We start from the raw sequence: 25,911 nt of genomic DNA, 5'->3' as shown, positions 1-25,911 counted from the left end.
TCAGCCGAGCTTCAGCAGGGTGGCGACGATCGGCCCGGCGGTGTCGCCGCCGTGGCCGCCCGCCTGCACCACACCGGCCGAGGCGAGGTCGCCCCGGTAGGCGGTGAACCAGCCGTTGGGCTTCTTCTGGTTGTCGACCTCGGCCGAGCCGGTCTTGGCGCCGTAGTCCGGACCGAGCCCGGACATCGCCTCGGCCGCCGTGCCGTACGCGGCGGTGAAGTTCATCAGCTCGCGCAGCTGGCCCAGCGTCTTCGCCGACATCGTGCGGGACGCCGTCGCCAGCGTGCGGTGGTCCACCGACGGGGCGACCAGATAGGGCTGGTGGAAGGTGCCGGTCTTCACCGTGGCCGCCACCGAGGCCATGTTCAGCGGGTTCATCCGCACCCCGCCCTGACCGATCAGCGAGGCCGCCATCTGGGCCGCCGACTGCACCGGCACCGAACCGTCCAGCGTGGGCACGCCGACCGACCAGTTGTTCATGGAGAGGCCGAAGACCTGCTGGGCCTGCTTGGTCAGGTCGTCGTTCTTCAGCTTCTTCGCCTGGCTGATGAAGGCGGTGTTGCAGGAGCGGGCGAAGCTCGCCTTGAAGGTGCCGTCCTTGATCTCGAAGTCGTCGTCGTTGTGGAACTTCCAGCCGCCGAAGGTGAAGGTCTTCGGGCAGGGGTGCTTCTTGTCCGCCTCCGCCAGGCCCTTCTCGATCAGCAGCGAGGAGGTGATCACCTTCATGGTGGAGCCGGGGGCCAGCGAGCCCTGGAAGCCGATGTTGAAGCCGTGGCCGCTGTTGGCGACCGCGAGGATCTCACCGGTCGACGCGCGCAGCGCCACCACCGACGCCTGCTCCCGCTTGGCCACCTGCTGCTCGGCCGCCGCCTGGAACTTCGGGTCCAGCGTGGTCCGCACCGTGCCCGGCGTGCCCTCGCTCAGCTCCACCAGCGTCTTGTCCGACAGCCCGGCCTTCTCCGACGCCTTGCCGCGCACCACGCGCAGCTCCACGCCCGCCTTGCCGCCGGCCGTCTTGCCGTACTTCTCCCGCAGCCCGTCCAGCACCGTGCCCAGCGAGGGGTACGCGGTCACCGTCAGCTCGCCGCCGGCCCGGTCCAGCGCCTTGACCGGCGGGGTGCCGGACGCGCCGGTGACCAGGGTGTCGCCGTCCCTCAGCTCCGGGTGCACCACGGCCGGCCGCCAGCCGACCAGGGCCGCGCCGTCGCTGGCCCGGCGCACCACGGTCAGCGAACTCGTGTACGCCAGCGGCTTGCTGACGCCCTGGTACAAGACGGTCGCCTTGACGGAGAACGGCACCTTCGCGCCGGTCGCCCGGCCCGCGGTGAGGGTGACGTCCTTCAGGCGGGCGTCCTTGGAGTAGCCGGTGAGCAGCGCGGTCGCGGCCTTGGCGTCGTCCGTCGCGGCGGCCGCCTCGGTGACGTGGCCCTGCTGCCAGGCGGTCAGGAAGCGGGAGGTGACCGTCTTTATCTCCAGCGCGCTGGGCGGCCCGGTCTTCACGCTCTTGTGGTCGGACAGCGTGGACGCCTCGTCGGCGGACGCCCCGCCCCCGTACAGCGCGTAGAGGCCGAACCCGGCGCCGCCGACCACGAGGGCGATCATGCCGCCGAGTACGGCGGGCTTTCTCTTCGGCCGTTCGGCGGCACGCCTTCTCTTGCCCACAGTCCCAAGTCCTCCGCGCTCTCCCCAGGGTCCCCGCAGCCCTCACCCGTCCCCAACAGCCTAGAGTCCTCCCGGACTCGGCCGATCTCAGCCCGCACTCCGTAGCACTCTTGCGACAATCGGACCGGCGGCGTCGATGCCATGCCCGCCGTCCTCCGTCATCGCGGCCGCCGCGATGTCGTCCCGGTATCCGGTGAACCAGCTGTTGGACCGTGACTGCCCGTCGACCTCCGCCGAACCGGTCTTCGCGCCCACGTTCCCGCTCAGCCCGGCCATCACGCCTGCCGCCGTGCCACTGCGCGCGGTGCGGTTCATCATCTCCCGCAACTGCTGCGACGTACCCGGCGCCAGCCCGCGCGCGGTGGCGGCCCGGCGGCCGTCCAGGCTCAGCGGGACGATCACCGGCTGGCGGAACGTGCCGGTCTTCGCGGTCGCCGTCACCGACGCCATGTTCAGCGGGCTCATCTGCACCTGGCCCTGCCCGATCAGCCCGGCCGCCCGGTCGGGGCCGTCCGGCGAGGGGACGCGGCCGTCGAAGGAGGGCACGCCCACCTTCCAGTCGTCGCGGCCGATGCCGAAGCGCTGCGCGGCCTCCGTGGCCAGTGAGTCCGCCTTCACCTCGTCCGCGAACTTCACGAACGCGGTGTTGCAGGAGCGGGCGAAGCTCTCGGAGAGGGTGGCGTTCTCGTTCGGCGCGAGGTCCTTGAGGTTGGTGAAGGTCTGGCTCTGCCACACGGCCGACGGCGGGCAGGGCGCCGGGCCGTTCGCCGAGGTGATGCCGGAGTCGATGAGGGTGGCGGCGCTGACGATCTTCATGGTGGAGCCGGGGGCCAGCTCACCGAGGAAGGCCGCGTTGAAGCCGTCGTCCCGGTGATTGGCGAAGGCCAGGATCTCGCCGGTGCTGGGCTGTACGGCAACCACGGAGGAGTTGGTGTAGTCGGTGACGGCCGCCTCGGCCGCCGCCTGGGCGCTCGCGCTGAGCGTGGTGCGCAGCTTGCCGGGCTTGCCCTTGACCAGGGTCATCAGCGTGGTGTCGGCCGCGCCGCTGCCCTCGTGCCGGACCACCAGCTCGACGCCGGCCCGGCCGCCCGTCTTGGCCCCGTACCGCTTGCGCAGCTCGTCCAGGACCGGGCCGAGGGAGGGGTACTTCTCCTTGGTCAGCACCTGGCCGTCGCGGTCCACGGCGTCGATCTGCGGGGTGGCGGACTCCTCGACGGTCAGCGAGTCGCCCTGGGCCAGCTTCGGGTGCACCAGCGCGGGGTCCCAGTCGACCAGCGGGCGGTGCGAGTTGACCCCGCGCACCACGTTCAGCCGGCTCGCGTACGCCAGCGGGCGGGTCTCCTCCCCGTACGACACCGTCGCCCTGACCCGGAACGGCACCGTGTCCCCGGTCGCCTTGCCCGGGGTGATGTGTACGCCGGTGATGTGCGCGTCCGAGCCGTACGCGGTCAGCAGCGACTCGGCGTCCTGGGGGAAGTTGGTGAGGCTCGCGGCCTGCTCCGGCTGGTTCTTCTCCCAGGCGGCGAAGAACTTCGCGGTGGTCTGCTCGACCTCCTCGCCGCTCGGCGGCCCGGTCGGCGCGGCCTGCACTCCGCCGGTCGTGGTGCCGTTCAGCGCGGAGGCGATGTTGTACATGCCGTACCCGGCGCCGCCCAGCATCGTCACGCACACGCCGCTGATGACCGCGACTCTGACGCCCTTGCCTTTCGACGTACCCATGAAGCGATTCCTCCCCGTGAAGTCCCCGTGGCGCACCAGCTTCCTGAACGTGTTCAAAAGCCGGTGCGGACGGAACTGTATGTGCTCCACAGGCAGTTGGGGCGGCCGTTCCCGATACTTGTCCGAACGGAGACGTTGAACGGCGCACGCGCGAGGGGCGGGCCCAGGCGACGTGCGTACGCCCGGACCCGCCCCGTCCCCGCCCGTCCGCCCGGCTCCGGCGTGCGTGGCCGAAGCCGGACCCCACACGTACGGGGACCGTGCCGAAGGCTCTCCCCCCGGGGCCTCCGGACGAAAGCCAACCCCACCGGCCCCCACCCACTCAACCGCCCCGCCCCCACCCCGAATGGCGATTCGCCCCCATTTGCCGGTGGCGCCCCCGGTGGCGTTCGACTGGCGTGTTCCCGTGGCGCATCCCTAACCCCCAGGCAGGGCCGCCACGGGGGTGGCGAAACCTGGCGTGTTCTCGCCTACACCCAGGTGTCCAGCCACATCCGCCCCCGCCACGAGTCGATCGGGATCGCCTCGCCGGTGTACAGGGGCCAGAAGTAGATGAAGTTCCAGGTGATCAGGAGGACGAGGACGCCGGCGGCGGTGGCGCCCACGACTCGCCGGGTGTCGGTGGAGCCGGGGGGGCCGATGATCGCGCCGATGAGCATGGCGACCGCGAGGCAGAGGAAGGGGACGAAGACGACGGCGTAGAAGAGGAAGATCGTGCGTTCCTGGTACATGAACCAGGGGAGATAGCCGGCCGCGACGCCGCAGGCGATGGCGCCGGCCCGCCAGTCGCGGCGGAAGGCCCAGCGCCACAGGACGTAGAGGATCGCCGCGCAGCCGGCCCACCACAGCATGGGGGTGCCGAGGGCGAGGACCTCGCGGGCGCACTTGTCGGTGGTGCCGATGGGGCAGCCGGCGGAGCCGGGGCCGGGGGACTCGTAGAAGAACGAGACCGGGCGGCCCAGCACGATCCAGCTCCACGGGTTGGACTGGTAGGTGTGCGGGGACGACAGGTGGACGTGGAAGTTGTAGACCTCGTGCTCGTAGTGCCACAGGCTGCGCAGCCAGTCCGGCAGGAAGGTCCAGGAGCCGCCCTTGCCGTCGGTCGCGGCCCAGTTGCGGAAGTAGCCGCCGGTGCCGTCGGTGGGGGACAGAATCCAGCCGATCCAGGAGGCGACGTACACCGCGATCGCCACCGGCACCGTCGCCAGGAACGCGAACCCGGTGTCGTACTTCAGCACCGCCTCGTACGGGTGCCGGGCGCCGGCCACCTTGCGGGCGCCCACGTCCCAGACCACGGCCATCAGGCAGAACGCGGCCAGGATGTACAGGCCGTTCCACTTGGTGGCGAAGGCCAGGCCCAGCATCACGCCCGCGCCCCAGCGCCAGGGGCGCCAGCCGAAGCGGAAGGTGTCGGCGAGCTGTGCGTCCGGGCGGGCGACGCCGTCCGGGCCCACCGGCAGCGCGGCGGCGAGTTTCTCCCGTGCCCGGTCCCGGTCCACCACCAGGCAGCCGAAGGCGGCCACCACGAAGAACATCAGCACGCCGTCCAGCAGCGCGGTCCGGCTCATCACGAAGTGCAGGCCGTCCACCGCCATCAGCCCGCCCGCCAGGCAGCCGAGGAAGGTGGAGCGGAACATCCGGCGCCCGATCCGGCAGAGCAGCAGCACGCTCAGCGTGCCGAGCAGCGCGGTCATGAACCGCCAGCCGAACGGGTCGAACCCGAAGATCAGCTCACCCAGCCCGATCACGTACTTGCCGACCGGCGGATGCACCACGTACGCCGCGTCCGAGGGGATCGCGAGGTGGCCGTGGGTGGCGAGGACCGCGTCGTTGGCGTTCTTGTCCCAGTTGACCTCGAAGCCCCGGTGGACGAGCGCCCAGGCGTCCTTGGCGTAATACGTCTCGTCGAATATCACCGCCCGCGGGCTGCCCAGGTGCCAGAACCGCAGCAGGCCGGCGAACAGCGTCACCAGCAGCGGACCGCCCCAGCCCGACCAGCGGTTGATCCGGTCCGCGAGGTGCGGCGGGCAGCCCAGCACCTGCCACACCCTCGGCGAGGGCTGCGCGTAGGGCGGCACGAGCCGGTCCCGTACGTCGGCCGCGAGGGCGCCCGCGGGAGGTACGTAGCCGAATCGGCGCAGCCGCCGCTGCCAGGAGGGCCGCTCGTCGTCGGGCGGCGCCTGGCCCTGCCGGAGGTCCGTGGAGGACGCGGTACTGGTCACCGCGCCATGGTAGGGAAACGTGCCGTGTGAGTCCCGCGCAAGCGCGGTACCGATTGGGACGCGATCGTTTTCCGTGCCGCCCGGCGCCCCTGGGAGGATGGTCCCGTGACTGGAACCCTTGTCCTCGCAGGTACCCCCATCGGCGACGTCGCGGACGCCCCGCCCCGGCTGTCCAAGGAGCTGGCGCAGGCCGACGTCATCGCCGCCGAGGACACCCGGCGGCTGCGCCGCCTCACCCAGGCCCTCGGTGTGACGCCGGGCGGCCGGGTGGTCTCGTACTTCGAGGGCAACGAGTCCGCGCGCACCCCCGAACTGGTGGAGGAGCTGCGCGGGGGCGCCCGTGTGCTCCTCGTCACGGACGCCGGGATGCCCTCGGTCTCCGACCCCGGCTACCGGCTGGTCGCGGCCGCCGTCGAGCACGACATCAAGGTCACCGCCGTGCCGGGCCCCTCCGCCGTGCTCACCGCGCTCGCGCTGTCCGGGCTGCCGGTGGACCGGTTCTGCTTCGAGGGGTTCCTGCCCCGCAAGGGCGGCGAGCGGCTGTCCCGGCTGCGCGAGGTCGCCGGGGAGCGGCGCACCCTCGTGTACTTCGAGGCCCCGCACCGCCTGGACGACACCCTCGCCGCGATGGCCGAGGTCTTCGGCGCCGACCGCCGGGCCGCCGTCTGCCGCGAGCTGACCAAGACGTACGAGGAGGTCAAGCGCGGCCCCCTCGCCGACCTGGCCGCCTGGGCCGCCGAGGGCGTACGCGGCGAGATCACCGTCGTCGTCGAGGGCGCCCCCGACTCCGGGCCCGAGGAACTCGACGCGGAGGAACTCGTCCGCCGCGTCCGCATCCGCGAGGAGGCCGGCGAACGCCGCAAGGAGGCCATCGCGGCCGTCGCCGCCGAGGCGGGCCTTCCCAAGCGGGTCGTCTTCGACGCGGTGGTGGCGGCGAAGCGCTCCGCGGGCTGAGCGGGGATTCGTCGCGGGGTGGGTTCCCGCGGCCCCCGGGCGTTCTCCCACGAGCGCGGGCGCTCCGGCGCCTCTTCGCCCCGAGTTCGCCCCGAGTTCGCCCCGAGCGAGGCGGCTCGCGCCGGCCGCCGGACGGGGTCCCGGCCGAGCGGAGCCGAGAGCGTGCGAGGCGGACGCCCTGAAGCGCTCGGGTGGTGGCGGGGCGACCCTGGGCGACGAGTGTCCCCGACCACTCCGCCGGGCGGGGCCGGAGCTTCGCGCCCCTCGCGCCGCGCGTATGCGGAGGTGCGCCCCATGGGTGGGCAAACGGGGAGTCGGCTGGGCAAAGGGATCGGGGCCCTGAGCGGAGCGGTTCGGCAAGGGACGGCCAAGGGGCGTCCAACAGTCGACAGGTCGCGTGCTTTCGGGGTGGGGCGGGCGTCCACTGGGTGAGGGGACGGAAATCGTTCCCCGCCTCCGTACCGGGGGCGCCAGTGGACCGCAGGAGCTGGGCATGAGTGAGGTCGCCGGGCAGATCGCCGCCGTTCACGAGTCGTACGCGTTCGCCTGCATGCGCTGTGGGCACGGCTGGGAGCAGTCGTACGCGATAGAGCACCACACCGACACCGAGGGCCATGAGTGCGTCCGGTACGTCGTGGGAGGCGCCGTCGTGCCGTCCCCGCTGAGCCGGCCGGTGTGCGAGAACTGCGACGGACACGTCGTACGGATCATGCGCGCCGGACAGGTGTCGTCCGTCCGCGGCCCGGTGCCCGAGGCACCCGGTCCGGAGGCCCACCACTGGCACCTCTCCGACCTGCTGCATCCCTTCCAGCGCCGGGCGAGCTAGCGCGCCCCTTCCGTAGGATCGGGGCATGCCTTCGAACGCCGGTGACAAGAACGCGCCGCCCCCGCTCCCCGCACCCCTCGGCGTCGAGGTGGCCGACTCCCACACCCACCTCGACATGCAGTCCGGCACCGTCGAGGAGGGGCTGGCGAAGGCCGCGTCGGTCGGCGTGACCACGGTCGTGCAGGTCGGCTGCGACCTGGCGGGCTCCCGCTGGGCCGCCGAGACGGCCGCCGCGCACGACCGGGTCCACGCGACGGTCGCCCTGCACCCGAACGAGGCGCCGCGCATCGTGCACGGCGACCCCGACGGCTGGTCGAGGCAGCGCGCCCGGCAGCCCGGCGGGGACGCCGCGCTCGACGAGGCGCTCGCCGAGATCGACCGGCTCGCCGCGCTCCCGCAGGTCAAGGGCGTCGGCGAGACCGGCCTCGACTTCTTCCGCACCGGCCCCGAGGGCAAGGAGGCGCAGGAGCGGTCCTTCCGCGCCCACATCGAGATCGCCAAGCGGCACGGCAAGACCCTGGTCATCCACGACCGCGACGCCCACGCCGACGTGCTGCGCGTGCTGAAGGAGGAGGGCGCCCCCGAGCGCACCGTCTTCCACTGCTACTCCGGCGACGCCGACATGGCCGAGATCTGCGCCCGCGAGGGCTACTACATGTCCTTCGCCGGCAACGTCACCTTCAAGAACGCCCAGAACCTCCGGGACGCCCTGGCCGTGGCCCCGCCGGAGCTGGTCCTCGTGGAGACCGACGCCCCCTTCCTCACTCCGGCGCCCTACCGGGGCCGCCCCAACGCGCCGTACCTGATCCCGGTCACCGTGCGCGCCATGGCCGCCGTACGCGGCACCGACGAGGACACCCTCGCCGCGGCCCTCGGCGCCAACACGGCGCGCGCCTTCGGCTACTGAGGCGTAGCGAGGGCGCCTGTTCGAGCCGTCACCGCGCGTGGTCGTGCCGTTTTGGAGAGTGACGCCCGCTCCGCTAGGTTCTGGGGGCCCGATCGGCGAAGGCCCCTGGAGCGTGGCGGCGTGAGCAAGAGTTACGAGTGGTACTGCCCCCACGGCACCCTCGGCGACGAACCGGCCGTGCCGTCGGTGCACAGCGCGCTGACCCTGCCGTACGGCGTGCCCGGCGACACCTACCGGCCCGCCTACGAGGCCGTACCCCCGCCCCGCAGGGCGCCGCAGGGCGCGAGACCGGCGGGGCGCGGACGGCGGGCCGCCGAACGGCCCGAGTCGCCGGTACGCAGACTGCTGCCGCAGGCGCTCGTCGTCGCGTTCCTGGCCGGCGGCACCGCCGCCTTCGTCGCCGAGGACAAGGCGGTCGAGCTGACCGTCGACGGCCACCCCCGCACCCTGCACACCTTCGCCGACGACGTCACCGGCCTCCTCGCCGACGAGGGCGTCCGGACCGGCCCGCACGACGTGATCACACCCGCCCCCGGCACCCCGCTCACCGACGGCGACGAGATCGCCGTACGCCACGGCCGCCCGGTCCGGCTCACCATCGACGGCGAGCAGCGCGTGGTGTGGACCACCGCCGACACCGTCGACGGCGCGCTGAGGCAACTCGGCGTGCGGGCGGAGGGCGCCTACCTGTCCGCGTCCCGCTCGCTGCCCATCGGCCGGGCCGGACTCGCCCTGGACGTCCGTACCGAGCGCAGCTTCACCGTCATGGCCGACGGCCGCACCCGCACCCTGCGCACCAACGCGGCCACCGTCGCCGAGGCGCTCCGCGAGGCCGGGATCACCCTGCGCGGCGAGGACACCACCTCCGTGCCCGGCACCTCCTTCCCGCGTGACGGACAGACCGTCACCGTGCTGCGCGTCACCGGCACCCACGAGACGCGCGACGAGGCGATCCCGTACGCCGTGCGCCGCACCGAGGACCCCACGCTGCCCAAGGGCACCGAGGTCGTCGACCAGGCCGGGCGGCCGGGGCTGCGCCGCACCACCTACCTGCTGCGCACCGTCAACGGCGTCCGGCAGCGCCCCCGCCGCGAGCACGCCGAGGTGGTCCGCGAACCGCTCCGGCAGCTCGTCCGCGTCGGCACCAAGGCCCGCCCGGCCACCGCCGCCGGCGCGGACGGGCTGAACTGGCACGCGCTGGCCGTCTGCGAGTCCGGCGGCCGCCCCGACGCCGTCGACCCCTCCGGCACCTACGGCGGGCTCTACCAGTTCGACTCCGCCACCTGGCACGGCCTCGGCGGGAGCGGGCGGCCCCAGGACGCGCCGCCCGAGGAGCAGACCCGGCGCGCCAAGACCCTGTACCTGCGGCACGGCACCTCGCCCTGGCCGCACTGCGGGGCACGCCTGCGCGGCTGAGCCGGGGCGGCGGCGCCCGTGCCGCCCCGTACCCTTGTCCCGTGAGCAGCCCCACCCCCGACGCCCTCCTCGGTCCCGCCGACATCCGCGAACTGGCGGCCGTGCTCGGCGTACGCCCGACCAAGCAGCGCGGCCAGAACTTCGTGATCGACGCCAACACGGTCCGCCGCATCGTGCGTACCGCCGGGGTGCGCCCCGACGACGTGGTGGTGGAGGTCGGGCCGGGACTCGGCTCCCTCACCCTGGCCCTGCTGGAGGCGGCCGACCGGGTCACCGCCGTCGAGATCGACGACGTGCTGGCCGCCGCCCTGCCCGCGACCGTCGCCGCCCGGATGCCCGACCGCGCCGACCGGTTCGCGCTGGTGCACTCCGACGCGATGCTCGTCGAGGAGCTGCCCGGCCCGCCGCCGACCGCGCTCGTCGCCAACCTGCCCTACAACGTCGCCGTCCCCGTACTGCTGCACATGCTCGCCACCTTCCCGAGCATCGAGCGCACCCTGGTGATGGTCCAGTCCGAGGTCGCCGACCGGCTCGCCGCCGCGCCCGGCTCCAAGGTGTACGGCGTGCCCTCGGTCAAGGCCAACTGGTACGCGGAGGTCAAGCGGGCCGGGGCGATCGGGCGGAACGTGTTCTGGCCCGCGCCGAACGTGGACAGCGGCCTGGTCTCGCTGGTCCGGCGCACCGAGCCGGTCAAGACGTCCGCCACCCGGGCGGAGGTCTTCGCCGTGGTCGACGCCGCCTTCGCCCAGCGCCGCAAGACGCTGCGCGCCGCGCTGGCCGGCTGGGCCGGGTCGGCCGCAGCCGCCGAGGCCGCGCTGGTCGCCGCCGGGGTCTCCCCGCAGGCGCGCGGCGAGGCGCTGACGGTCGAGGAGTTCGCCGCGATCGCCGAGCACAAGGGCCACGGGGGAGCAGCCGCGTGAGCGTCACCGTACGGGTCCCCGCCAAGGTCAACGTCCAGCTCGGCGTGGCCGCGGCCCGCCCCGACGGCTTCCACGACCTGGCCAACGTCTTCCTCGCGGTCGGGCTGTACGACGAGGTCACCGTGACCCCGGCCGACGAACTCCGGGTCACCTGCGCCGGGCCGGACGCCGCGTCGGTCCCGCTGGACCGCACCAACCTGGCCGCCCGCGCCGCGCTCGCGCTCGCGGAACGCCGGGGCATCGAGCCCGCCGTCCACCTCCACATCGCCAAGGACATCCCGGTCGCGGGCGGCATGGCCGGCGGCAGCGCGGACGGCGCGGGCGCGCTGGTCGCCTGCGACGCGCTGTGGGGTACGGGTGCCTCGCGCGCCGAACTGCTCGACATCTGCGCGGAGCTGGGCAGCGACGTGCCCTTCAGCCTGGTCGGCGGGGCGGCGCTCGGTACCGGGCGCGGCGAGAAGCTCGCTCCACTGGAGGTCGGCGGCACCTTCCACTGGGTGTTCGCGATGGCCGAGCGTGGCCTGTCGACCCCGGCGGTGTTCCGCGAGTTCGACCGTCTGACGGCGGGCCGGGAGATCCCGGCCCCGGAGGCCGACCCGGCCCTCCTGACGGCCCTGTCGAAGGGCGACCCGGAAGCCCTGGCGGCCGCCCTCACCAACGACCTCCAGCCCGCCGCCCTCTCCCTCTACCCGGAGCTGGCCGCCACCCTGAAGACCGGCGAACAGGCCGGCGCCCTCGCCACCCTGGTCTCCGGCTCGGGCCCCACGACCGCCTTCCTGGTTCCGGACGCGACCACGGCGACCCGCGTCGCGACCGCTCTCCAGGACTCCGGCACCTGCCGCACCACCCGCACGGCGGCGGGCCCGGTGCCAGGGGCGACGGTTCTCTGAGCCTCAGAGACGGTCGATCTCGGTGAGGTCGATGTCGATCCCGTAGGGCGCGGTCAGCTTGACCTGGGCGTGGTGGATGCCGGTCAGGGCGTATGTCCCGGTGGCCTCACCGCGCTCGTACACCTGGACCACGGGGTGGTCGTCCTCACCGGCCATCTCCACCAGCCAGAAGTGGGGGATGCCCGCGGCCGCGTACTTGTGCGGCTTGGTGTCACGGTCCCGGGCCTCGGAGTCCGGGGAGACCACCTCCACGGCGAGCAGGACGTCGGCCGCCTCGAAGCGCGTCTGGCGGCGATCGACGACGGACTCGGCGCGTACGACGCAGAGGTCCGGCTCGGGGCCGTTGCGGCGGTCGAGGACGACGGTCATCTCCCTGCGCACCCGGAGTTCGGACGGCACGGTACTCCTGAGGCCGGCAGCGAGCAGATCGATCACGACACTGTGGAAATCCCTCTGCGGACTCACGAAAACCAGGCTCCCGTCGATCAGCTCTGTGTGCGGCGGGAGATCCGGCAGTGTGAACAGGTCGTCCACGGTGTAGCCGTCCTTGGGCGGCACCGGCCAGTGCGGACGGTGCTCTACGGACTCGGCGGTCATGGTTCCTCCCATGGACGGAGATCCTGCTGCCTGTGGTCAACGGTAGCGGCCGAACGTCGATCACGTCATCACAAAGAGTGACCGCACCCGCGCGCCCCGCTCCCCGCCCGGCAGGGCCTACGCTTGAAGGCTGATCGATCCCCCTGCACAGGAGTGAAATGGCCGTCAATCTGGTCAATGTCGAGAACGTCAGCAAGGTCTACGGCACGCGGGCCCTGCTGGACGGCGTCTCGCTCGGTGTGTCGGAAGGGGACCGGATCGGGGTCGTCGGGCGCAACGGCGACGGGAAGACCACGCTGATCCGGATGCTCGCCAAGGTCGAGGAGGCCGACAGCGGGCGGGTCACGCACTCCGGGGGACTGCGCAGCGGGGTGCTCACCCAGCACGACTCGCTCGACCCCGGGGCCACCGTCCGGCACGAGGTCATCGGCGACCTGGCCGACCACGAGTGGGCGGGCAACGCCAAGGTCAGGGACGTGCTGACCGGGCTGTTCGGCGGGCTCGACCTGCCGGGCTTCCCCAAGGGTCTGGACACCGTCATCGGCCCGCTCTCCGGCGGTGAGCGGCGCCGGATCGCGCTCGCCAAGCTGCTGATCGAGGAGCAGGACCTCCTCGTGCTGGACGAGCCCACCAACCACCTCGACGTCGAGGGCATCGCCTGGCTCGCCCGCCATCTGCGCGAGCGCCGCTCGGCACTCGTCTGCGTCACCCACGACCGCTGGTTCCTGGACCAGGTCAGCACCCGCATGTGGGACGTCCAGCGCGGCACGGTCTACGAGTACGAGGGCGGCTACTCCGACTACGTCTTCGCCCGCGCGGAGCGCGAGCGCATCGCCGCCACCGAGGAGACCAAGCGGCAGAACCTCGTCCGCAAGGAGCTGGCCTGGCTGCGCCGGGGCGCCCCCGCCCGCACCTCCAAGCCCCGCTTCCGCGTCGAGGCGGCCAACGAGCTGATCAAGGACGTGCCGCCGCCGCGCGACAGCAGCGAGCTGATGAAGTTCGCCTCCTCCCGGCTCGGCAAGACGGTCTTCGACCTGGAGGACGTCAGCGTCACCGCGGGCCCCAAGGAGCTGCTGAAGCACGTCACCTGGCAGCTCGGCCCCGGCGACCGCATCGGCCTGGTCGGTGTCAACGGCGCCGGCAAGACCTCCCTGCTGCGGGCCATGGCGGAGGCCGCCCGCTCCGGCGGCGAGGAGCAGCCCGCGGGCGGCAAGGTCAGCGTCGGCAAGACGGTCAAGCTCGCCTACCTCTCCCAGGAGGTCGCCGAACTCGACCCCAACTGGCGGGTGCTGGAGGCCGTACAGCGCGTGCGCGAGCGCGTGGACCTCGGCAAGGGCCGCGAGATGACGGCGGGCCAGCTCTGCGAGACGTTCGGCTTCACCAAGGAGAAGCAGTGGACGCCGGTCGGCGACCTCTCCGGCGGTGAGCGCCGCAGGCTCCAGCTGCTGCGCCTGCTCATGGACGAGCCCAACGTGCTCTTCCTCGACGAGCCCACCAACGACCTGGACATCGAGACCCTGACCCAGCTGGAGGACGTCCTCGACGGCTGGCCCGGCTCGATGGTCGTCATCTCCCACGACCGCTTCTTCGTCGAGCGCACCACCGACAAGGTGTACGCCCTCCTCGGCGACGGCGCCCTGCGCATGCTGCCGCGCGGCATCGACGAGTACCTGGAGCGCCGGCTGCGCATGGAGGAGGCCGTGGCCCAGCGCTCGGCCGCCGCCGCGCCCGCCCCGGCCACCACGGAGAGGAGCGCCGCCGACCAGCGGGCCGCGAAGAAGGAACTCCAGAAGATCGAGCGGCAGTTGGACAAGCTCTCCGACAAGGAGTCCAAGCTGCACACCCGTATCGCGGACCACGCCACCGACTTCGCCAAGGTCGCCGAACTCGACGCCGAACTGCGCGGACTCGTCGGCGAGCGCGAGGAACTGGAGCTGCGCTGGCTGGAGCTGGCGGAGGACGCGTAGCGCGGACGGCGGAATCCGGCCATACCGGCGAGTCCGTAACGGCCGCATCACGGGGTGGTTCGACCTTGGGCACAGGGGCCTTCACGGGCCCCTGTGCTGTAGGTGGTCGGTGATAGAAAGGCGGTTCGTAGGCTAAAAGTCAGTGAACGAGGGGGAGCAGCGCTGATGAGCCAGCCGCCGCCCGGTCAGCCGCCGCACGGCGGCTTCGGCCCGCCGCAGAATCAGCCACCGCAGGGCCAGCCGCAGGGGGGCTTCGGCGCCCCGCAACAGCCGCCGCCGCAGGGCGGGTTCGGCGCACCGCAGCAGCCGCCGCCCGGTTACGGCTATCCCCAGCAGCCCCCGCCACCGCCCGGCTACGGCTACCCCCAGCAGCCCCCCGGCCCGTACGCCCAGCCCGGCCCCTACGGACAGGCCCCCTACGGGGCGTACCCGCAGCCCGGTGGCCCCGGCAAGCCGCCCGGGAACAAGAAGCGCACCGCGCTGATAGCCGGGGCGGTGGCCGTCGCGCTGCTGCTCGTCGGCGGCACGGTGTACGCGTTCACCAGCGGCGGCGGGGACGACGACAAGCCCGTCGCCCACCCGAGCGGCGACAGCAAGCACTCCGCCTCCCCCTCCGCCGACACCGGCGACGGCAAGGGCGACGGCCGCTCGGACGCCGAGGACCTCAACGCGGGCCGCAAGCCCGGCGAGGCGAAGGTCCTCTGGCTCAAGTCCGCCCCCGACGCCCCCGGCAACGGCGCGGACGCGCCCGGCCTCTGGATCACCGGGAAGACCGCGGTAAAGGCCGCGTACAAGGAGGTCGTCGGCTTCCGCGTCGCGGACGGCACGGCCGCCTGGGCGCCGATCGCCCTGCCGTACGAGGTCTGCGCGGTCACCAAGCGGGCCGACGCGGACGGCAGAATCGTCGTCGCGTACATGAACGGCACCACCGACCGCGCCAAGTGCAACCAGCTCCAGCAGATCGACCTGGACACCGGCAAGAAGGGCTGGCACGCCCAGGTCGCGGACGGCAGCCAGCTGTTCGACAGCACCCGCAGCATCGAGCTGACCCTGGCCGGCAAGACCCTGCTGGTCGGCCGCGACATGTCGGGCACCGCGTACGACGCGGCCACCGGCAAGAAGCTGTACGACCTCAAGAAGTACGGCACGGACTGCTACCCGGCCGGGTACGCCGGTGACAGCGGGCGCCTGGTCCAGGTGGCCTCCTGCGGCGCGGGCGGTGCCAAGGAGCGCGACGAGATCCGCGAACTCGACCCGGCCACCGGCAAGGCGAAGTGGTCCCGGACCGTCACCAAGGGCTGGCGGGCCGAGCGCGTGTTCTCGCTGAAGCCGCTCGTGGTCTACCTGACCAACCGCGACAAGAAGGCGTGGAACATCTCCACCCTCGACGACCGCGGCCGCTTCACCTCCGAGGTCAAGGTCGACAAGAAGTTCGCCCCCGGCTGCGGCTTCCTCTCCCTGAACCGGGGCCTGCAGAACTGCCGTTCCGTCGCCGTGGACGCCAAGACCCTCTACCTGCCCACCGAGTCCACCACCGGCGCGAACGAGATCGTCGCCATCGGGCTCGCCGACGGCAGGGAGAAGTGGCGGGTGAAGTCCCCGATCGCCCGCTCGATGGTCCCGCTCGGAATCCAGGGCGGTGACCTCGTCGCCTACGCCGGCGCTGCCTACTTCCAGGGCGGCCGGGTGCTGTCGATCCCGACCGGCTCCGGCGCGCACCGGCCCGCCACGCTGCTCCAGAACCCGGACGGCGCGGCGAAGATCGAGAACGGCTTCTTCGACGCCACCACGGTCTGGTCCGGCGGCCGCCTCTTCATCGCCACCAACCGGCTCAGCGGCCAGGACGACTCCGAGGAGAAGCTGATGATGGCCTACGGCAAGTAGCCCACCCCCTGCTCCCCGCCGCGCCCGCCGCCCCCACCAGCCGCTTCGAGGTACCCCACGATGAGCGACCAGCCGCCCTCCGGCCCGCCCCAGGACCAGCCGCCCACCCCGCCGACGCCGCCCGTCCCACCGGCCGCCAACCCCCAGCCGACGTACGGCTATCCGCAGGCACCCCCGCCGCAGCAGCCCGGCTACGGCTACCCGGCCCCGCAGCAGCAGCCCCAGCAGCCGGGCTACGGATACCCCGCCCAGCCGCCGACCCTCGTGGCGGGTGACGACACCCGGGCCAAGGAGAACCGCGCCATCGCGCTGATCGTCCTCGCCGCCGTCGTCGCCATCGGCCTGATCATCGGCTCCGGCATCTGGTACTCCCACTCCTCCGACGGCGGCGGCACGCGCGCCGGGGGCGACAAGAACGGCACCGGCACCGCGACCGGCGGCAAGGAGAAGGTGCCGGACAACCCGGCCGCCGACGTCCTGTTCAAGGTCCCGCAGCCCAAGACCGAGGAGAACGTCGTCACCACGCCGGGCTCCTGGCTGAGCACCGGCGTCTACGCCAAGAGCGGCATCGCCGAGATCACCGGCTACGACGTGTCCGACGGCCACAAGAAGTGGACGCTCAAGCTCCCCGGCCCGGTCTGCGCGGCCACCGAGCACGTCACCCCCGACGGCCGCACCGGCATCGTCTACCAGCCCTCCATGCCGACCAAGGACAACCGCCCCGGCTGCACCCAGGTCGCGGGCGTCGACGTCCGGGCCGGCACCAAGCTGTGGACCAAGTCGATCGGCACGGGCGAGTTCGCCACCACGTTCCAGAACGTCACCGTCGCCGGGAAGACCGTCGCGGTCGGCGGTCTCCGCGGCGGCGCGGCCTACGACATCGGCACCGGCAAGGTGCTCTGGCAGCCCAAGCCCGGCGACGACTGCGACGACGTCGGCTACGGCGGCGGCACCAAGCTGGTCGCGGTCCGCAAGTGCGGCGCGTTCGGCAACCGCACCCTCAGCATCCAGAACATCGACCCCACCTCGGGCAAGGTGATCTCCGAGTACAAGATGAGCGCCGGCATCGAGTACGCGGGCATCGTCTCCACCGACCCGCTGGTGGTCGGCGCGGACGCCGGGCACAGCGCGAGCGGCGGCAGCGGGGTCTCGGACTACTTCTCCATCGACAGCCGCACCGGCCGGCTGCTGGCCCGTATCCCGGTCTCCGGCGACACCTACGACGGCGAGTGCGAGACCATCACCCTCGTCGAGGAGTGCAAGGGGGTCGTGGCGGGCCAGGGCAAGCTGTACCTGGCGACCAAGGAGCACAGCGGCAGCAAGAGCAAGAGCATCCGCACCAACGAGGTCGTCGCCTTCGACCTCGCCACCGGCAAGCAGACCGGCCAGCGGGCCGAGGCCGGCGACGGCTCCACGCTGTTCCCGCTGCGCATGGACGGCGGCAACCTGATCGCGTACAAGGAACCGCCGTACGACAAGGGCGCCCAGGTCGTCACCATCGACGGCGCGAGCTTCAAGTCCACGACGCTGATGGACCTGCCCCCCGACCAGGGCGACCGTTCCCTGCTGAGCGGGCTCCAGCCCACCTTCTCGGAGTACCGGTACAGCCAGGGCAAGCTGTTCATGGCGGCGCCGAACGCGGCCAAGCCGATCGGGAGCTTCGACAAGGACAAGAACAGCGTGGTGGCCTTCGGCACCCGCGACTGAGCGAAGCCCGCACGGCAGGCGCCCCGAGCGTGTAACTTCCGGGACATCGGAGGGACTGGGGGGTTGCTCTATGGGAGTGCGGCTCATGGTCGTCGACGACCACCGCCTGCTGGCGGAGGCGTTGGCGTCGGCGCTGAAGCTGCGCGGGCACCGGGTGCTCGCGGCGGCGGCGCCGGCCGCGGGCGCGGCCGAGCTGGTGATATCGCGCGCCCCCGAGGTGTGCCTGCTGGGCACCGCGGCACCCGCCGAGCCGGGCGCGTTCGACCCGGTGGCCCGCATCAAGCGGGAGCGCCCGCAGGTGGCCGTCCTGGTCCTCGGCCCGGTGCCGTCCCCGCGCGGCATCGCGGCCGCCTTCGCGGCGGGCGCCGCCGGGTACGTACGGCACGACGAGCGCATCGAGGGGGTCGAGCGGGCCATCCTGAAGGCCCGCGCCGGTGAGGCGGCCGTCGCCCCCCAGCTGCTCCAGGGCGCCTTCGCGGAGCTGCTGAACCCGGCCGTGCAGCCCGACGACGAGGGCCAGCGGCTGCTGCGGCTGCTCACCCCGCGCGAGGTGGAGGTGCTGGTCCGGGTCGCCGACGGCGAGGACACCCGGCTCATCGCGGCCGGCATGGGGATAGCGCCCAGCACCGCCCGTACCCATGTGCAGCGGGTGCTGATGAAGCTGGGCGTGGGCTCCCGGCTGGAGGCGGCCGCCCTCGCGGCCCGTACCGGCCTGCTGGACCGGGCCGGCGCGGCCCCGCACACGACGGAGCCGGAGCTGTAGTCCACAGCTCCGGCTCCGGTTCCGTGAAAGCGCGTAGCGCTAGTGCACGGGCTCCTCGTCGCCCGCGTCCTCGGCGGGCAGCGGGGGCGGGGTCGGCCGCAGCTTCAGCCAGGCCAGGAAGAACACCCCGAGGATCAGCATGCCGATGCCGGTCCACAGGTTGATGTTGACGCCCTCGGCCTTGTCGATCGCGGCCTGGGAGTCGGTGATGCCGGTGATCGTGACGATGACGCCGTACAGCACGAACAGGCCGCCGATGATGCGCCGCAGGTCGAAGATGCGGGCCGCGGTGGCGGACTTGCCCTCCAGCTCGGTGACCTCGCGGTTCACGTCGTGCTCGGTGGCGCCGTGCTCGGGGCGGGGGGATTCGTCGGTCATGGTTTCCTCATCCTCCCGCGATCAGAACGAGAACGGGATGTAGCAGGCGGCGGCCAGGACGACCGCGCCCCAGCCGAGCAGGGCGGGCTTGCGGTACCAGGCGTCGTCGCCCTCGGCGGGTGCCTCGGACATGCCCGGCGACGAGGTGCCGTAGACCAGGCCCTGGAGTTCCTCGGCCGGCTTGGGCTTGGTGAACAGCGACACCGCGACCATCACGACCGCGCCCGCGACGAAGCCCGCGATGGCGGAGACGAAGTTGGCGCCCTGGTCGGAGGGGATCGAGATGATGCCCTCCTTGTAGAACACGAAGTAGTTGACCATCGCGGTGGCGGTACCGGCGAGCAGGCCCCAGAAGCCGGACTTGGCCGAGGCGCGCTTCCAGAACATGCCGACGATGAAGACCACGAACATCGGGACGTTGAAGAAGGAGAACAGCGTCTGGAGGTAGCTCATGATGTTCGAGAACGACGACGCCAGGAACGCCGTGCCGACCGACGCGGCGACACCGATGACGGTGATCCAGCGGCCGAAGCGGACGTAGTAGGCGTCCTCCTGGTCCGGCTTGACGTAGCGGGCCCAGATGTCGGTGGTGAACACCGTGTTGAAGGACGACACGTTGGCCGCCATGCCCGCCATGAACGCGGCGAGCAGACCGGTGACCGCGATGCCGAGCACACCGTTGGGCAGCAGCTCCTGCATCAGGTAGGGGATCGCGTCGTTGTACTGGAGCCCGGAGCCGGGCTGGCCGATCTTCGGGACCAGGGCGGCGGCGACCAGGCCGGGGATCATCACCAGGAAGACGATGAAGATCTTCGGGTAGGCCGCGATCAGCGGGGTGCGCTTGGAGGCGGAGAGGTTCTTCGCGGACAGCGCGCGCTGCACCTCGGCGAAGTTCGTCGTCCAGTAGCCGAAGGACAGCACGAAGCCGAGACCGAGCACGATGGTCAGCCAGTTGGCGCCCAGCGGGTTGGCGCTGCCGATGCCGGTGCCGCCCCAGGCGGTGGTGAAGTTGGCGCCGTGGGCCGCGTCCAGCTTGTGGGTGAGGCCGTCCCAGCCGCCGGCCTTCTTCAGGCCGAGGATGGTGATCGGGATGAGGGCGGCCAGGATCACGAAGAACTGGAGCACCTCGTTGTAGATCGCCGAGGACAGGCCGCCCAGCGTGATGTAGCCGAGCACGAAGGCGCCCGCCACCACGATGGCCACCCACTGCGGCCAGCCGAGCAGGGCTTCCACCACGATCGCCAGCGCGTACAGGTTCACGCCCGCGATCAGGATGGCGGCGAACGCGAACAGGATCGAACTGAGCAGGTGGGCTGCCTTGTCGAAGCGCAGCAGCAGGAACTCGGGGACCGAGCGGACCTTGCTGCCGTAGTAGAAGGGCATCATCACCAGGCCGAGGAAGACCATGGCCGGGATGGCGCCGATCCAGTACCAGTGCACGGTGTACGCGCCGTACTGGGCGCTGTTGGCCGCCATGCCCAGGATCTCGGTGGCCGCCAGGTTCGCCGAGATGAAGGCGAGGCCGGTGATCCAGGCGGGCAGCGAGCGTCCGGAGAGGAAGAAGTCCAGGCTGGTCTTCACCGAGCGGCGGGCCGCGAAGCCGATGCCGAGAACCACGACGAAGTAGATGGCCAGGATCGTGTAGTCGAGCCAGTTGGTGGGGAGCCGTAGCTCCGCCGCCAGATAGCTGGGGCCCGCCGCCAGGGGCGCGGGTCCGGTCGGGGGGGTCTGCATGAGAACTCGCTTCGTTGCGCGAACTGATCCAGAGCGGAACCTACGCCGCGGCGTTCATTATTTGAACAGTTCTGTTGGTGTTCTTTGTTCGATTGTGATCGTGCGACCCGTTGTGGGGTTGTGGTTTGTTATGTTTGATTGTGTTGAGTGAGAGCGAGGAGTCCGGCGTGAAGAAGACCTCGACCCGGCTGGCCGACGGGCGTGAGCTGGTCTACTACGACCTGCGGGACGACACCGTCCGCGACGCGGTGGACCGGCGGCCGCTGGAGCCCACGGTGACCGCCTCCGAGATCCGCCGGGACCCGCTGCTCGGCGACTCGGTCGCCATCGCCTCCCACCGCCAGGGCCGCACCTACCACCCGCCGGCCGACGAGTGCCCGCTGTGCCCCAGCCGGGACGGGCGGCTCAGCGAGATCCCGGACTCCGCCTACGACGTGGTCGTGTTCGAGAACCGCTTCCCCTCCCTCGCCGGTGACTCCGGCCGCTGCGAGGTCGTCTGCTTCACCTCCGACCACGACGCGTCCTTCGCCTCCCTCACCGACGAGCAGGCCCGGCTGGTGCTGGAGGCGTGGACCGACCGCACCGCCGAGCTGTCGCATCTGCCCTCCGTCAAGCAGGTCTTCTGTTTCGAGAACCGGGGCGCCGAGATCGGGGTGACGCTCGGTCACCCCCACGGCCAGATCTACGCCTACCCGTTCATCACCCCGCGCACCGCGCTGATGCTCCGCTCGCTCGCCGACCACAAGGCCGAGTCGGGCGGGGAGAACCTCTTCGACGCCGTCCTGGAGCGCGAACTCGCCGGTGACCGGGTCGTCCTGGAGAGTGAACACTGGGCGGCCTTCGTCCCGTTCGCCGCGCACTGGCCCTACGAGGTGCACCTCTACCCCAAGCGCCGGGTGCCCGACCTGCTCGCGCTGGACGAGGCCGCGCGCACAGAGTTCCCCCAGGTCTATCTGGAACTCTTGAGGCGCTTCGACCGGATCTTCGGGCGGCCGGAGGGTGAGGAGGGCGACGAGGCCGTGGCGCCGACGCCGTACATCGCGGCCTGGCACCAGGCGCCGTTCGGCGGCCTCCCCGGCTTCGACGGGGTGACGCGGGACGACTTCGCGCTCCACCTGGAGCTTTTCACCATCCGCCGCACTTCCGGCAAGCTGAAGTTCCTCGCGGGTTCCGAGTCCGGCATGAACGTCTTCATCAACGACGTGCCGCCGGAGCGCGCGGCCGAGCGACTGCGAGAGGTAGCGAGTTCATGAAGTACCTGGTGACGGGTGGCGCGGGCTATGTGGGCAGTGTCGTCGCCCAGCATCTGCTGGAGGCGGGGCACGAGGTCACCGTCCTCGACAATCTCTCCACCGGCTTCCGCGCGGGCGTGCCCGCCGGTGCCGCCTTCGTCGAGGGCGACATCCGCGACGCCGCCAAGTGGCTCGACCCGTCCTACGACGGGGTGCTGCACTTCGCCGCCTTCTCCCAGGTCGGCGAGTCGGTGGTGAAGCCGGAGAAGTACTGGGAGAACAACGTCGGCGGGACCATGGCCCTGCTCGCCGCCATGCGCGAGGCGGGCGTGAACCGGCTGGTCTTCTCCTCCACCGCCGCCACCTACGGCGAGCCCGAGGAGGTGCCGATCCCGGAGTCCGCCCCGACCCGGCCCACCAACCCCTACGGCGCCTCCAAGCTGGCCGTCGACCACATGATCACCAGCGAGGCGCACGCCCACGGCCTGGCCGCCGTCTCCCTGCGCTACTTCAACGTGGCCGGCGCCTACGGCCCCTACGGCGAGCGCCACGACCCCGAGTCGCACCTCATCCCCCTCGTCCTCCAGGTCGCCCAGGGCCGCCGCGAGGCCATCTCGGTCTACGGCGACGACTACCCGACCCCCGACGGCACCTGCGTCCGCGACTACATCCACGTTGCCGACCTCGCCGACGCCCACCTCCTCGCCCTCGGCGCCGCCCGCTCCGGCGAGCACCTGATCTGCAACCTCGGCAACGGCAACGGCTTCTCCGTCCGCGAGGTCGTCGAGACCGCCCGCGAGGTCACCGGCCACCCCATCCCCGAGGTCACCGCCCCGCGCCGGGCCGGCGACCCGGCGGTCCTGGTGGCGTCGGCTCAGACCGCACGCGCCACACTGGGGTGGAACCCGTCCCGCGCGGACCTCGCCGGGATCATCGCGGACGCCTGGGAGTTCGCGCGCGACACGCAGAGGGAGCACTAGTGGGGGCACAGCAGGTCCGGGAACGCTTCACCGAGCTGTACGGGGCGGCACCGGAAGGGGTGTGGGCGGCGCCGGGCCGGGTCAACCTGATCGGCGAACACACCGACTACAACGACGGCTTCGTCATGCCGTTCGCCCTGCCGCACCAGGTCACCGCGGCCGTCTCCCGCCGCACCGACGGCCTGCTGCGGCTGCACTCGGCCGACATCGGGGGCGAGGTCGTCGAACTCGCCCTGGACGGCCTCGCGCCGGGCACCGACGACGACTGGACCGCGTACCCGGCGGGCGTGGTGTGGGCGCTGCGCGAGGCCGGGCACCCGGTCACCGGCGCCGACGTGCACCTCGCCTCCACCGTGCCGACCGGCGCCGGGCTGTCGTCCTCGGCCGCGCTGGAGGTCGTCGTCGCGCTCGCGCTGGACGACCTGTTCGGCCTTGAGCTGCCGCGCTGGAAGCTGGCCCGGCTGTGCCAGCGCGCGGAGAACGTCTACGTCGGCGCGCCCACCGGCATCATGGACCAGACCGCGTCGGCCTGCTGCGAGGAGGGCCACGCGCTCTTCCTGGACACCCGCGACCTGTCCCAGCGGCAGATCCCGTTCGACCTGGCCGCCGAGGACCTGCGCCTGCTGGTGATCGACACCCAGGTCAAGCACGCCCACAGCGGCGGCGAGTACGGCAAGCGCCGGGCCGGCTGCGAGAAGGGCGCCGCCCTGCTCGGCGTCGACGCGCTGCGCGACGTGGCGTACGACGGGCTGGAGGCCGCGCTGGAGCAGCTCGGGGACGAGAGTGAGGTGCGCCGGCTGGTGCGGCACATCGTCACCGAGAACCGGCGCGTCGAGCGGGTGGTGGAGCTGCTGACCTCGGGCGACGTCCGGGCCATCGGGCCGGTCCTCACCGAGGGCCACGCCTCGCTGCGCGACGACTTCCGCATCTCCTGCCCGGAGCTGGACCTCGCGGTCGACACCGCGCTGGCATCCGGCGCGCTGGGCGCCCGGATGACCGGCGGCGGCTTCGGCGGCTCCGCGATCGCGCTGGCCGAGGCGTCCGCGGTGGACACCCTCACCAAGGCGGTCGAGGAGGCGTTCGCGGCGGCCGGGTACACCGCCCCGCGCGTCTTCGAGGCGGTGCCCTCGCCGGGTGCCCGCCGCCTCGGCTGAGCTACACCGCCCGGCCGAGCCGCTTGGTCAGCGTGTACTCCGTGATCCCCGGCGGGTAGTCGGGGATCACGGACACCACGTCGTAGCCGCGGCCCTGGTAGAACGCCGGGGCCTGGAAGTCCCAGGTCTCCACCCGGGAGCGCGCGCAGCCCCGGCCGGTGTGCGCGACGCGCTCGGCCTCGTCGAGCAGCCGGGAGCCGAGTCCCGCGCCCCGGTACCGGGCGTCCACCCACAGGTACGTGACGTGCAGCCAGCCCGCCCAGGTGTGCCCGACCAGCCCCCCGGCGAGACCGCCCGCCTCGTCCAGCACCCACACGTGCAGCGGGGTGTGCCGGTCGCCCGGCGAGCCGCGCAGCGCGGCCAGCACCGGGGAGGCCGCCGTGTTGGTGTCCCGCAGCCGCGCGTGCAGCAGATCCCGTCGGTCCTTGTCCACTTCCGTCTCGATCCGAAACATGCGGCACACCATAAACGCGACGGCCGGTCAGTTCCGTCAATCGGCTCCCCACGGCCCGGGGCCGACCGTACGCTGAGGGCCCTCATGAGCGGTCCCCGTGGGGGCGGGCGGCCGGATCAGGGGGCGGGACGGGCGGGTACGGCGACCGCGCCGGGGGTAGCAGTCTCCGCGACGGCGGCCGCCGCGCCGTCGCCGGGCCGTGGGTGACCCCTGCTCCAAGTGGAGCCTGGGGAAGGGGGTTTCGTGGTTCGCATCCGAGTGCTGGTCGTGGACGACCATCGCATCTTCGCCGAGTCCCTCGCGGCGGCGCTGGCCGCCGAGCCCGACGTGGACGTGTCCGCCGCGGGCAGCGGCCCGGCCGCGCTGCGCTGCCTGGAGCGCGCCGCCTCCGAGGGCCGCCGCTACGACGTGCTGCTGGTCGACGCCGACCTCGGCCGGGTGCTGCCCGGCGGCCGGACGGCGGTGCCGGTGCAGGCGGGCGACGCGGACGGCCTGGTGGACGGGATCTCGCTGGTCGCCGGGGTGCGCTCGGCGCAGTCCGGGGTGCGCACGGTGGTGCTCGCCGAGAAGGACGACCCGCACCGGGCCGCGCTCGCGCTCCAGGCGGGCGCCTCGGGCTGGGTCGCCAAGGACTGCTCGCTGTCCCGGCTGCTCACCGTGATACGGGGCGTGCTGCGGGACGAGACGCATCTGCCGGCCGCGCTGCTCACCGGCGTGCTCAAGGAGCTGACGGCGGCGCGCAAGCACCGCAGCGAGAGCGAGCGGCTGGTGCAGTCGCTGACCCCGCGCGAGCGGGAGGTGCTGCGCTGCATGGTCGCCGGGCTCGGCCGCAAGGCGGTCGCGGAGCGGCTGTTCCTCTCCCCGCACACCGTCCGCACCCATATGCAGAACGTGCTGGGCAAGCTGGGCGTGCACTCCACGCTGGCCGCCGTGGCACTGGCCCGGCGAGCCGGGGTGGGGCCGGCCGACCTATCCGGGGACGTTGTCGAACGGGGCGGTCAACTGGCGTAGCAGCCCGGCGAGTTCGCCGCGCTGGGCGCGGGACAGCTCACCGAGGATGGCCCGCTCCTGGGCCAGCAGGCCCGCCAGCGCCTCGTCGGCGCGGTCCCGGCCGGTGTCGGTCAGCCGCACCAGCACCCCGCGCCGGTCGCTGGGGTCGGGCAGCCGCTCCACGAGGCCCTTCTTGGCCAGCCGGTCGATGCGGTTGGTCATCGTCCCCGAGGTGACCAGCGTCTGGGTGAGCAGCTGGCCGGGGGAGAGCTGGTACGGGGTGCCGGCGCGGCGCAGCGCGGTCAGCACGTCGAACTCCCAGGGCTCCAGCTGGTGCTCGGAGAAGGCGAGCCGCCGGGCGCGGTCCAGGTGCCGGGCCAGCCTGCTCACCCGGCTCAGCACTTCCAGTGGTTCCACGTCGAGGTCAGGGCGCTCCCGGCGCCACGCTGCGACCAGCCGATCGACCTCGTCCTCCATGGAGATCAGTGTAGTGGTTGTGTCGACGTGAAGTCTCTTGAAGCTGAGTATCTTGACATCAAGAGAAAGTCTCCGGGA

At 72.3% G+C, this 25,911-nt stretch carries 22 protein-coding genes; 14 read left to right on the top strand and 8 right to left on the bottom strand.

The window, feature by feature from the left end; all coding sequences use genetic code 11:
* The 3 genes from D0Z67_RS11860 to D0Z67_RS11850 form a co-directional block, all read right to left on the bottom strand.
* A complete protein-coding gene (locus tag D0Z67_RS11860; protein WP_031184235.1) occupies positions 1 to 1,662 on the bottom strand; it encodes a penicillin-binding transpeptidase domain-containing protein in 1,662 nt (553 codons plus the stop codon).
* Positions 1,663 to 1,749: 87 nt separating this feature from the next.
* A complete protein-coding gene (locus D0Z67_RS11855; RefSeq protein ID WP_031184236.1) occupies positions 1,750 to 3,381 on the bottom strand; it encodes a penicillin-binding transpeptidase domain-containing protein in 1,632 nt (543 codons plus the stop codon).
* A 470-nt stretch (positions 3,382 to 3,851) separates the two neighbouring features.
* Complete coding sequence (locus D0Z67_RS11850) at positions 3,852 to 5,603, bottom strand: dolichyl-phosphate-mannose--protein mannosyltransferase (RefSeq protein WP_031184237.1); 1,752 nt, start codon at positions 5,601 to 5,603, stop codon at positions 3,852 to 3,854.
* Positions 5,604 to 5,708: 105 nt separating this feature from the next.
* On the opposite strand from D0Z67_RS11850, the gene rsmI reads away from it, so the two are divergent.
* The 6 genes from rsmI to D0Z67_RS11820 all read left to right on the top strand — a co-directional run bounded on the left by rsmI (position 5,709) and on the right by D0Z67_RS11820 (position 11,516).
* Positions 5,709 to 6,557 (top strand): 16S rRNA (cytidine(1402)-2'-O)-methyltransferase, encoded by an 849-nt coding sequence (rsmI, locus tag D0Z67_RS11845; RefSeq protein WP_031184238.1) that lies wholly within the window; start codon positions 5,709 to 5,711, stop codon positions 6,555 to 6,557.
* Positions 6,558 to 7,050: 493 nt separating this feature from the next.
* Positions 7,051 to 7,383 (top strand): hypothetical protein, encoded by a 333-nt coding sequence (locus tag D0Z67_RS11840; RefSeq protein WP_031184239.1) that lies wholly within the window; start codon positions 7,051 to 7,053, stop codon positions 7,381 to 7,383.
* 25 nt (positions 7,384 to 7,408) lie between these two features.
* Positions 7,409 to 8,290, top strand: a complete 882-nt coding sequence (locus tag D0Z67_RS11835; protein ID WP_031184240.1) for a TatD family hydrolase — start codon at positions 7,409 to 7,411, stop codon at positions 8,288 to 8,290.
* Between the two features lie 120 nt (positions 8,291 to 8,410).
* Complete coding sequence (locus D0Z67_RS11830) at positions 8,411 to 9,706, top strand: resuscitation-promoting factor (RefSeq protein WP_031184241.1); 1,296 nt, start codon at positions 8,411 to 8,413, stop codon at positions 9,704 to 9,706.
* 41 nt (positions 9,707 to 9,747) lie between these two features.
* Positions 9,748 to 10,626: a 16S rRNA (adenine(1518)-N(6)/adenine(1519)-N(6))-dimethyltransferase RsmA gene (gene rsmA / locus D0Z67_RS11825; RefSeq protein WP_031184242.1), complete on the top strand. Its 879-nt coding sequence runs from the start codon at positions 9,748 to 9,750 to the stop codon at positions 10,624 to 10,626.
* Entirely contained in the window at positions 10,623 to 11,516 is an 894-nt protein-coding gene (locus D0Z67_RS11820; protein ID WP_031184243.1) for a 4-(cytidine 5'-diphospho)-2-C-methyl-D-erythritol kinase, read from the top strand. The genes rsmA and D0Z67_RS11820 overlap by 4 nt, the downstream gene beginning before the upstream one ends.
* A 3-nt stretch (positions 11,517 to 11,519) precedes the next feature.
* On the opposite strand, the gene D0Z67_RS11815 is transcribed toward D0Z67_RS11820, so the two are convergent.
* Positions 11,520 to 12,113 carry a Uma2 family endonuclease gene (locus D0Z67_RS11815; protein WP_031184244.1) on the bottom strand — a complete coding sequence of 198 codons (594 nt, stop codon included), beginning with the start codon at positions 12,111 to 12,113 and terminating at the stop codon, positions 11,520 to 11,522.
* Positions 12,114 to 12,271: 158 nt separating this feature from the next.
* Between D0Z67_RS11815 and D0Z67_RS11810 the strand changes: the two genes are divergently transcribed.
* The 4 genes from D0Z67_RS11810 to D0Z67_RS11795 all read left to right on the top strand — a co-directional run bounded on the left by D0Z67_RS11810 (position 12,272) and on the right by D0Z67_RS11795 (position 18,434).
* Positions 12,272 to 14,080, top strand: coding sequence for an ABC-F family ATP-binding cassette domain-containing protein (locus D0Z67_RS11810; RefSeq protein WP_031184245.1), 1,809 nt, complete (start codon positions 12,272 to 12,274; stop codon positions 14,078 to 14,080).
* A gap of 165 nt (positions 14,081 to 14,245) precedes the next feature.
* Positions 14,246 to 15,964, top strand: a complete 1,719-nt coding sequence (locus tag D0Z67_RS11805; RefSeq protein WP_031184246.1) for an outer membrane protein assembly factor BamB family protein — start codon at positions 14,246 to 14,248, stop codon at positions 15,962 to 15,964.
* 60 nt (positions 15,965 to 16,024) lie between these two features.
* Positions 16,025 to 17,671, top strand: coding sequence for an outer membrane protein assembly factor BamB family protein (locus D0Z67_RS11800; protein WP_051888233.1), 1,647 nt, complete (start codon positions 16,025 to 16,027; stop codon positions 17,669 to 17,671).
* A 70-nt stretch (positions 17,672 to 17,741) separates the two neighbouring features.
* A complete protein-coding gene (locus D0Z67_RS11795) occupies positions 17,742 to 18,434 on the top strand; it encodes a helix-turn-helix transcriptional regulator (protein ID WP_030814646.1) in 693 nt (230 codons plus the stop codon).
* A 39-nt stretch (positions 18,435 to 18,473) separates the two neighbouring features.
* Here the strand turns inward: D0Z67_RS11795 and D0Z67_RS11790 are convergent, their stop codons facing one another.
* Positions 18,474 to 18,812, bottom strand: coding sequence for a hypothetical protein (locus D0Z67_RS11790; protein WP_031184248.1), 339 nt, complete (start codon positions 18,810 to 18,812; stop codon positions 18,474 to 18,476).
* Positions 18,813 to 18,833: 21 nt separating this feature from the next.
* Positions 18,834 to 20,546: a sodium:solute symporter family protein gene (locus D0Z67_RS11785; protein ID WP_031184249.1), complete on the bottom strand. Its 1,713-nt coding sequence runs from the start codon at positions 20,544 to 20,546 to the stop codon at positions 18,834 to 18,836.
* Between the two features lie 167 nt (positions 20,547 to 20,713).
* Between D0Z67_RS11785 and galT the strand changes: the two genes are divergently transcribed.
* The 3 genes from galT to galK are packed head-to-tail and all read left to right on the top strand — an operon-like array spanning position 20,714 to position 23,912.
* Positions 20,714 to 21,799 (top strand): galactose-1-phosphate uridylyltransferase, encoded by a 1,086-nt coding sequence (gene galT, locus D0Z67_RS11780; RefSeq protein WP_031184250.1) that lies wholly within the window; start codon positions 20,714 to 20,716, stop codon positions 21,797 to 21,799.
* Entirely contained in the window at positions 21,796 to 22,758 is a 963-nt protein-coding gene (gene galE, locus D0Z67_RS11775) for a UDP-glucose 4-epimerase GalE (RefSeq protein WP_031184251.1), read from the top strand. Before galT ends, galE begins: the two co-directional genes overlap by 4 nt.
* Positions 22,758 to 23,912 carry a galactokinase gene (gene galK, locus D0Z67_RS11770; protein WP_031184252.1) on the top strand — a complete coding sequence of 385 codons (1,155 nt, stop codon included), beginning with the start codon at positions 22,758 to 22,760 and terminating at the stop codon, positions 23,910 to 23,912. The genes galE and galK overlap by 1 nt, the downstream gene beginning before the upstream one ends.
* A gap of 1 nt (position 23,913) precedes the next feature.
* Here galK and D0Z67_RS11765 read toward each other — a convergent pair whose 3' ends face one another.
* Positions 23,914 to 24,378 (bottom strand): GNAT family N-acetyltransferase, encoded by a 465-nt coding sequence (locus D0Z67_RS11765; RefSeq protein ID WP_031184253.1) that lies wholly within the window; start codon positions 24,376 to 24,378, stop codon positions 23,914 to 23,916.
* Between the two features lie 231 nt (positions 24,379 to 24,609).
* Here D0Z67_RS11765 and D0Z67_RS11760 point away from each other — a divergent pair, with 231 nt between their 5' ends.
* Positions 24,610 to 25,377 (top strand): LuxR C-terminal-related transcriptional regulator, encoded by a 768-nt coding sequence (locus D0Z67_RS11760; protein WP_031184254.1) that lies wholly within the window; start codon positions 24,610 to 24,612, stop codon positions 25,375 to 25,377.
* Here the strand turns inward: D0Z67_RS11760 and tamR are convergent.
* The gene (tamR, locus tag D0Z67_RS11755) at positions 25,336 to 25,833 is read right to left on the bottom strand and encodes a MarR family transcriptional regulator TamR (RefSeq protein WP_030814668.1); all 498 of its coding nucleotides are present in this window, start codon (positions 25,831 to 25,833) and stop codon (positions 25,336 to 25,338) included. The genes D0Z67_RS11760 and tamR overlap by 42 nt on opposite strands.
* Between the last annotated feature and the right edge of the window lie 78 nt (positions 25,834 to 25,911).

Origin of the sequence: Streptomyces seoulensis (genome assembly GCF_004328625.1) — a bacterium.
In the GTDB taxonomy this organism is placed as follows: Bacteria; Actinomycetota; Actinomycetes; order Streptomycetales; family Streptomycetaceae; genus Streptomyces; species Streptomyces seoulensis.
This window is presented reverse-complemented; position numbering and strand designations above follow the sequence as displayed.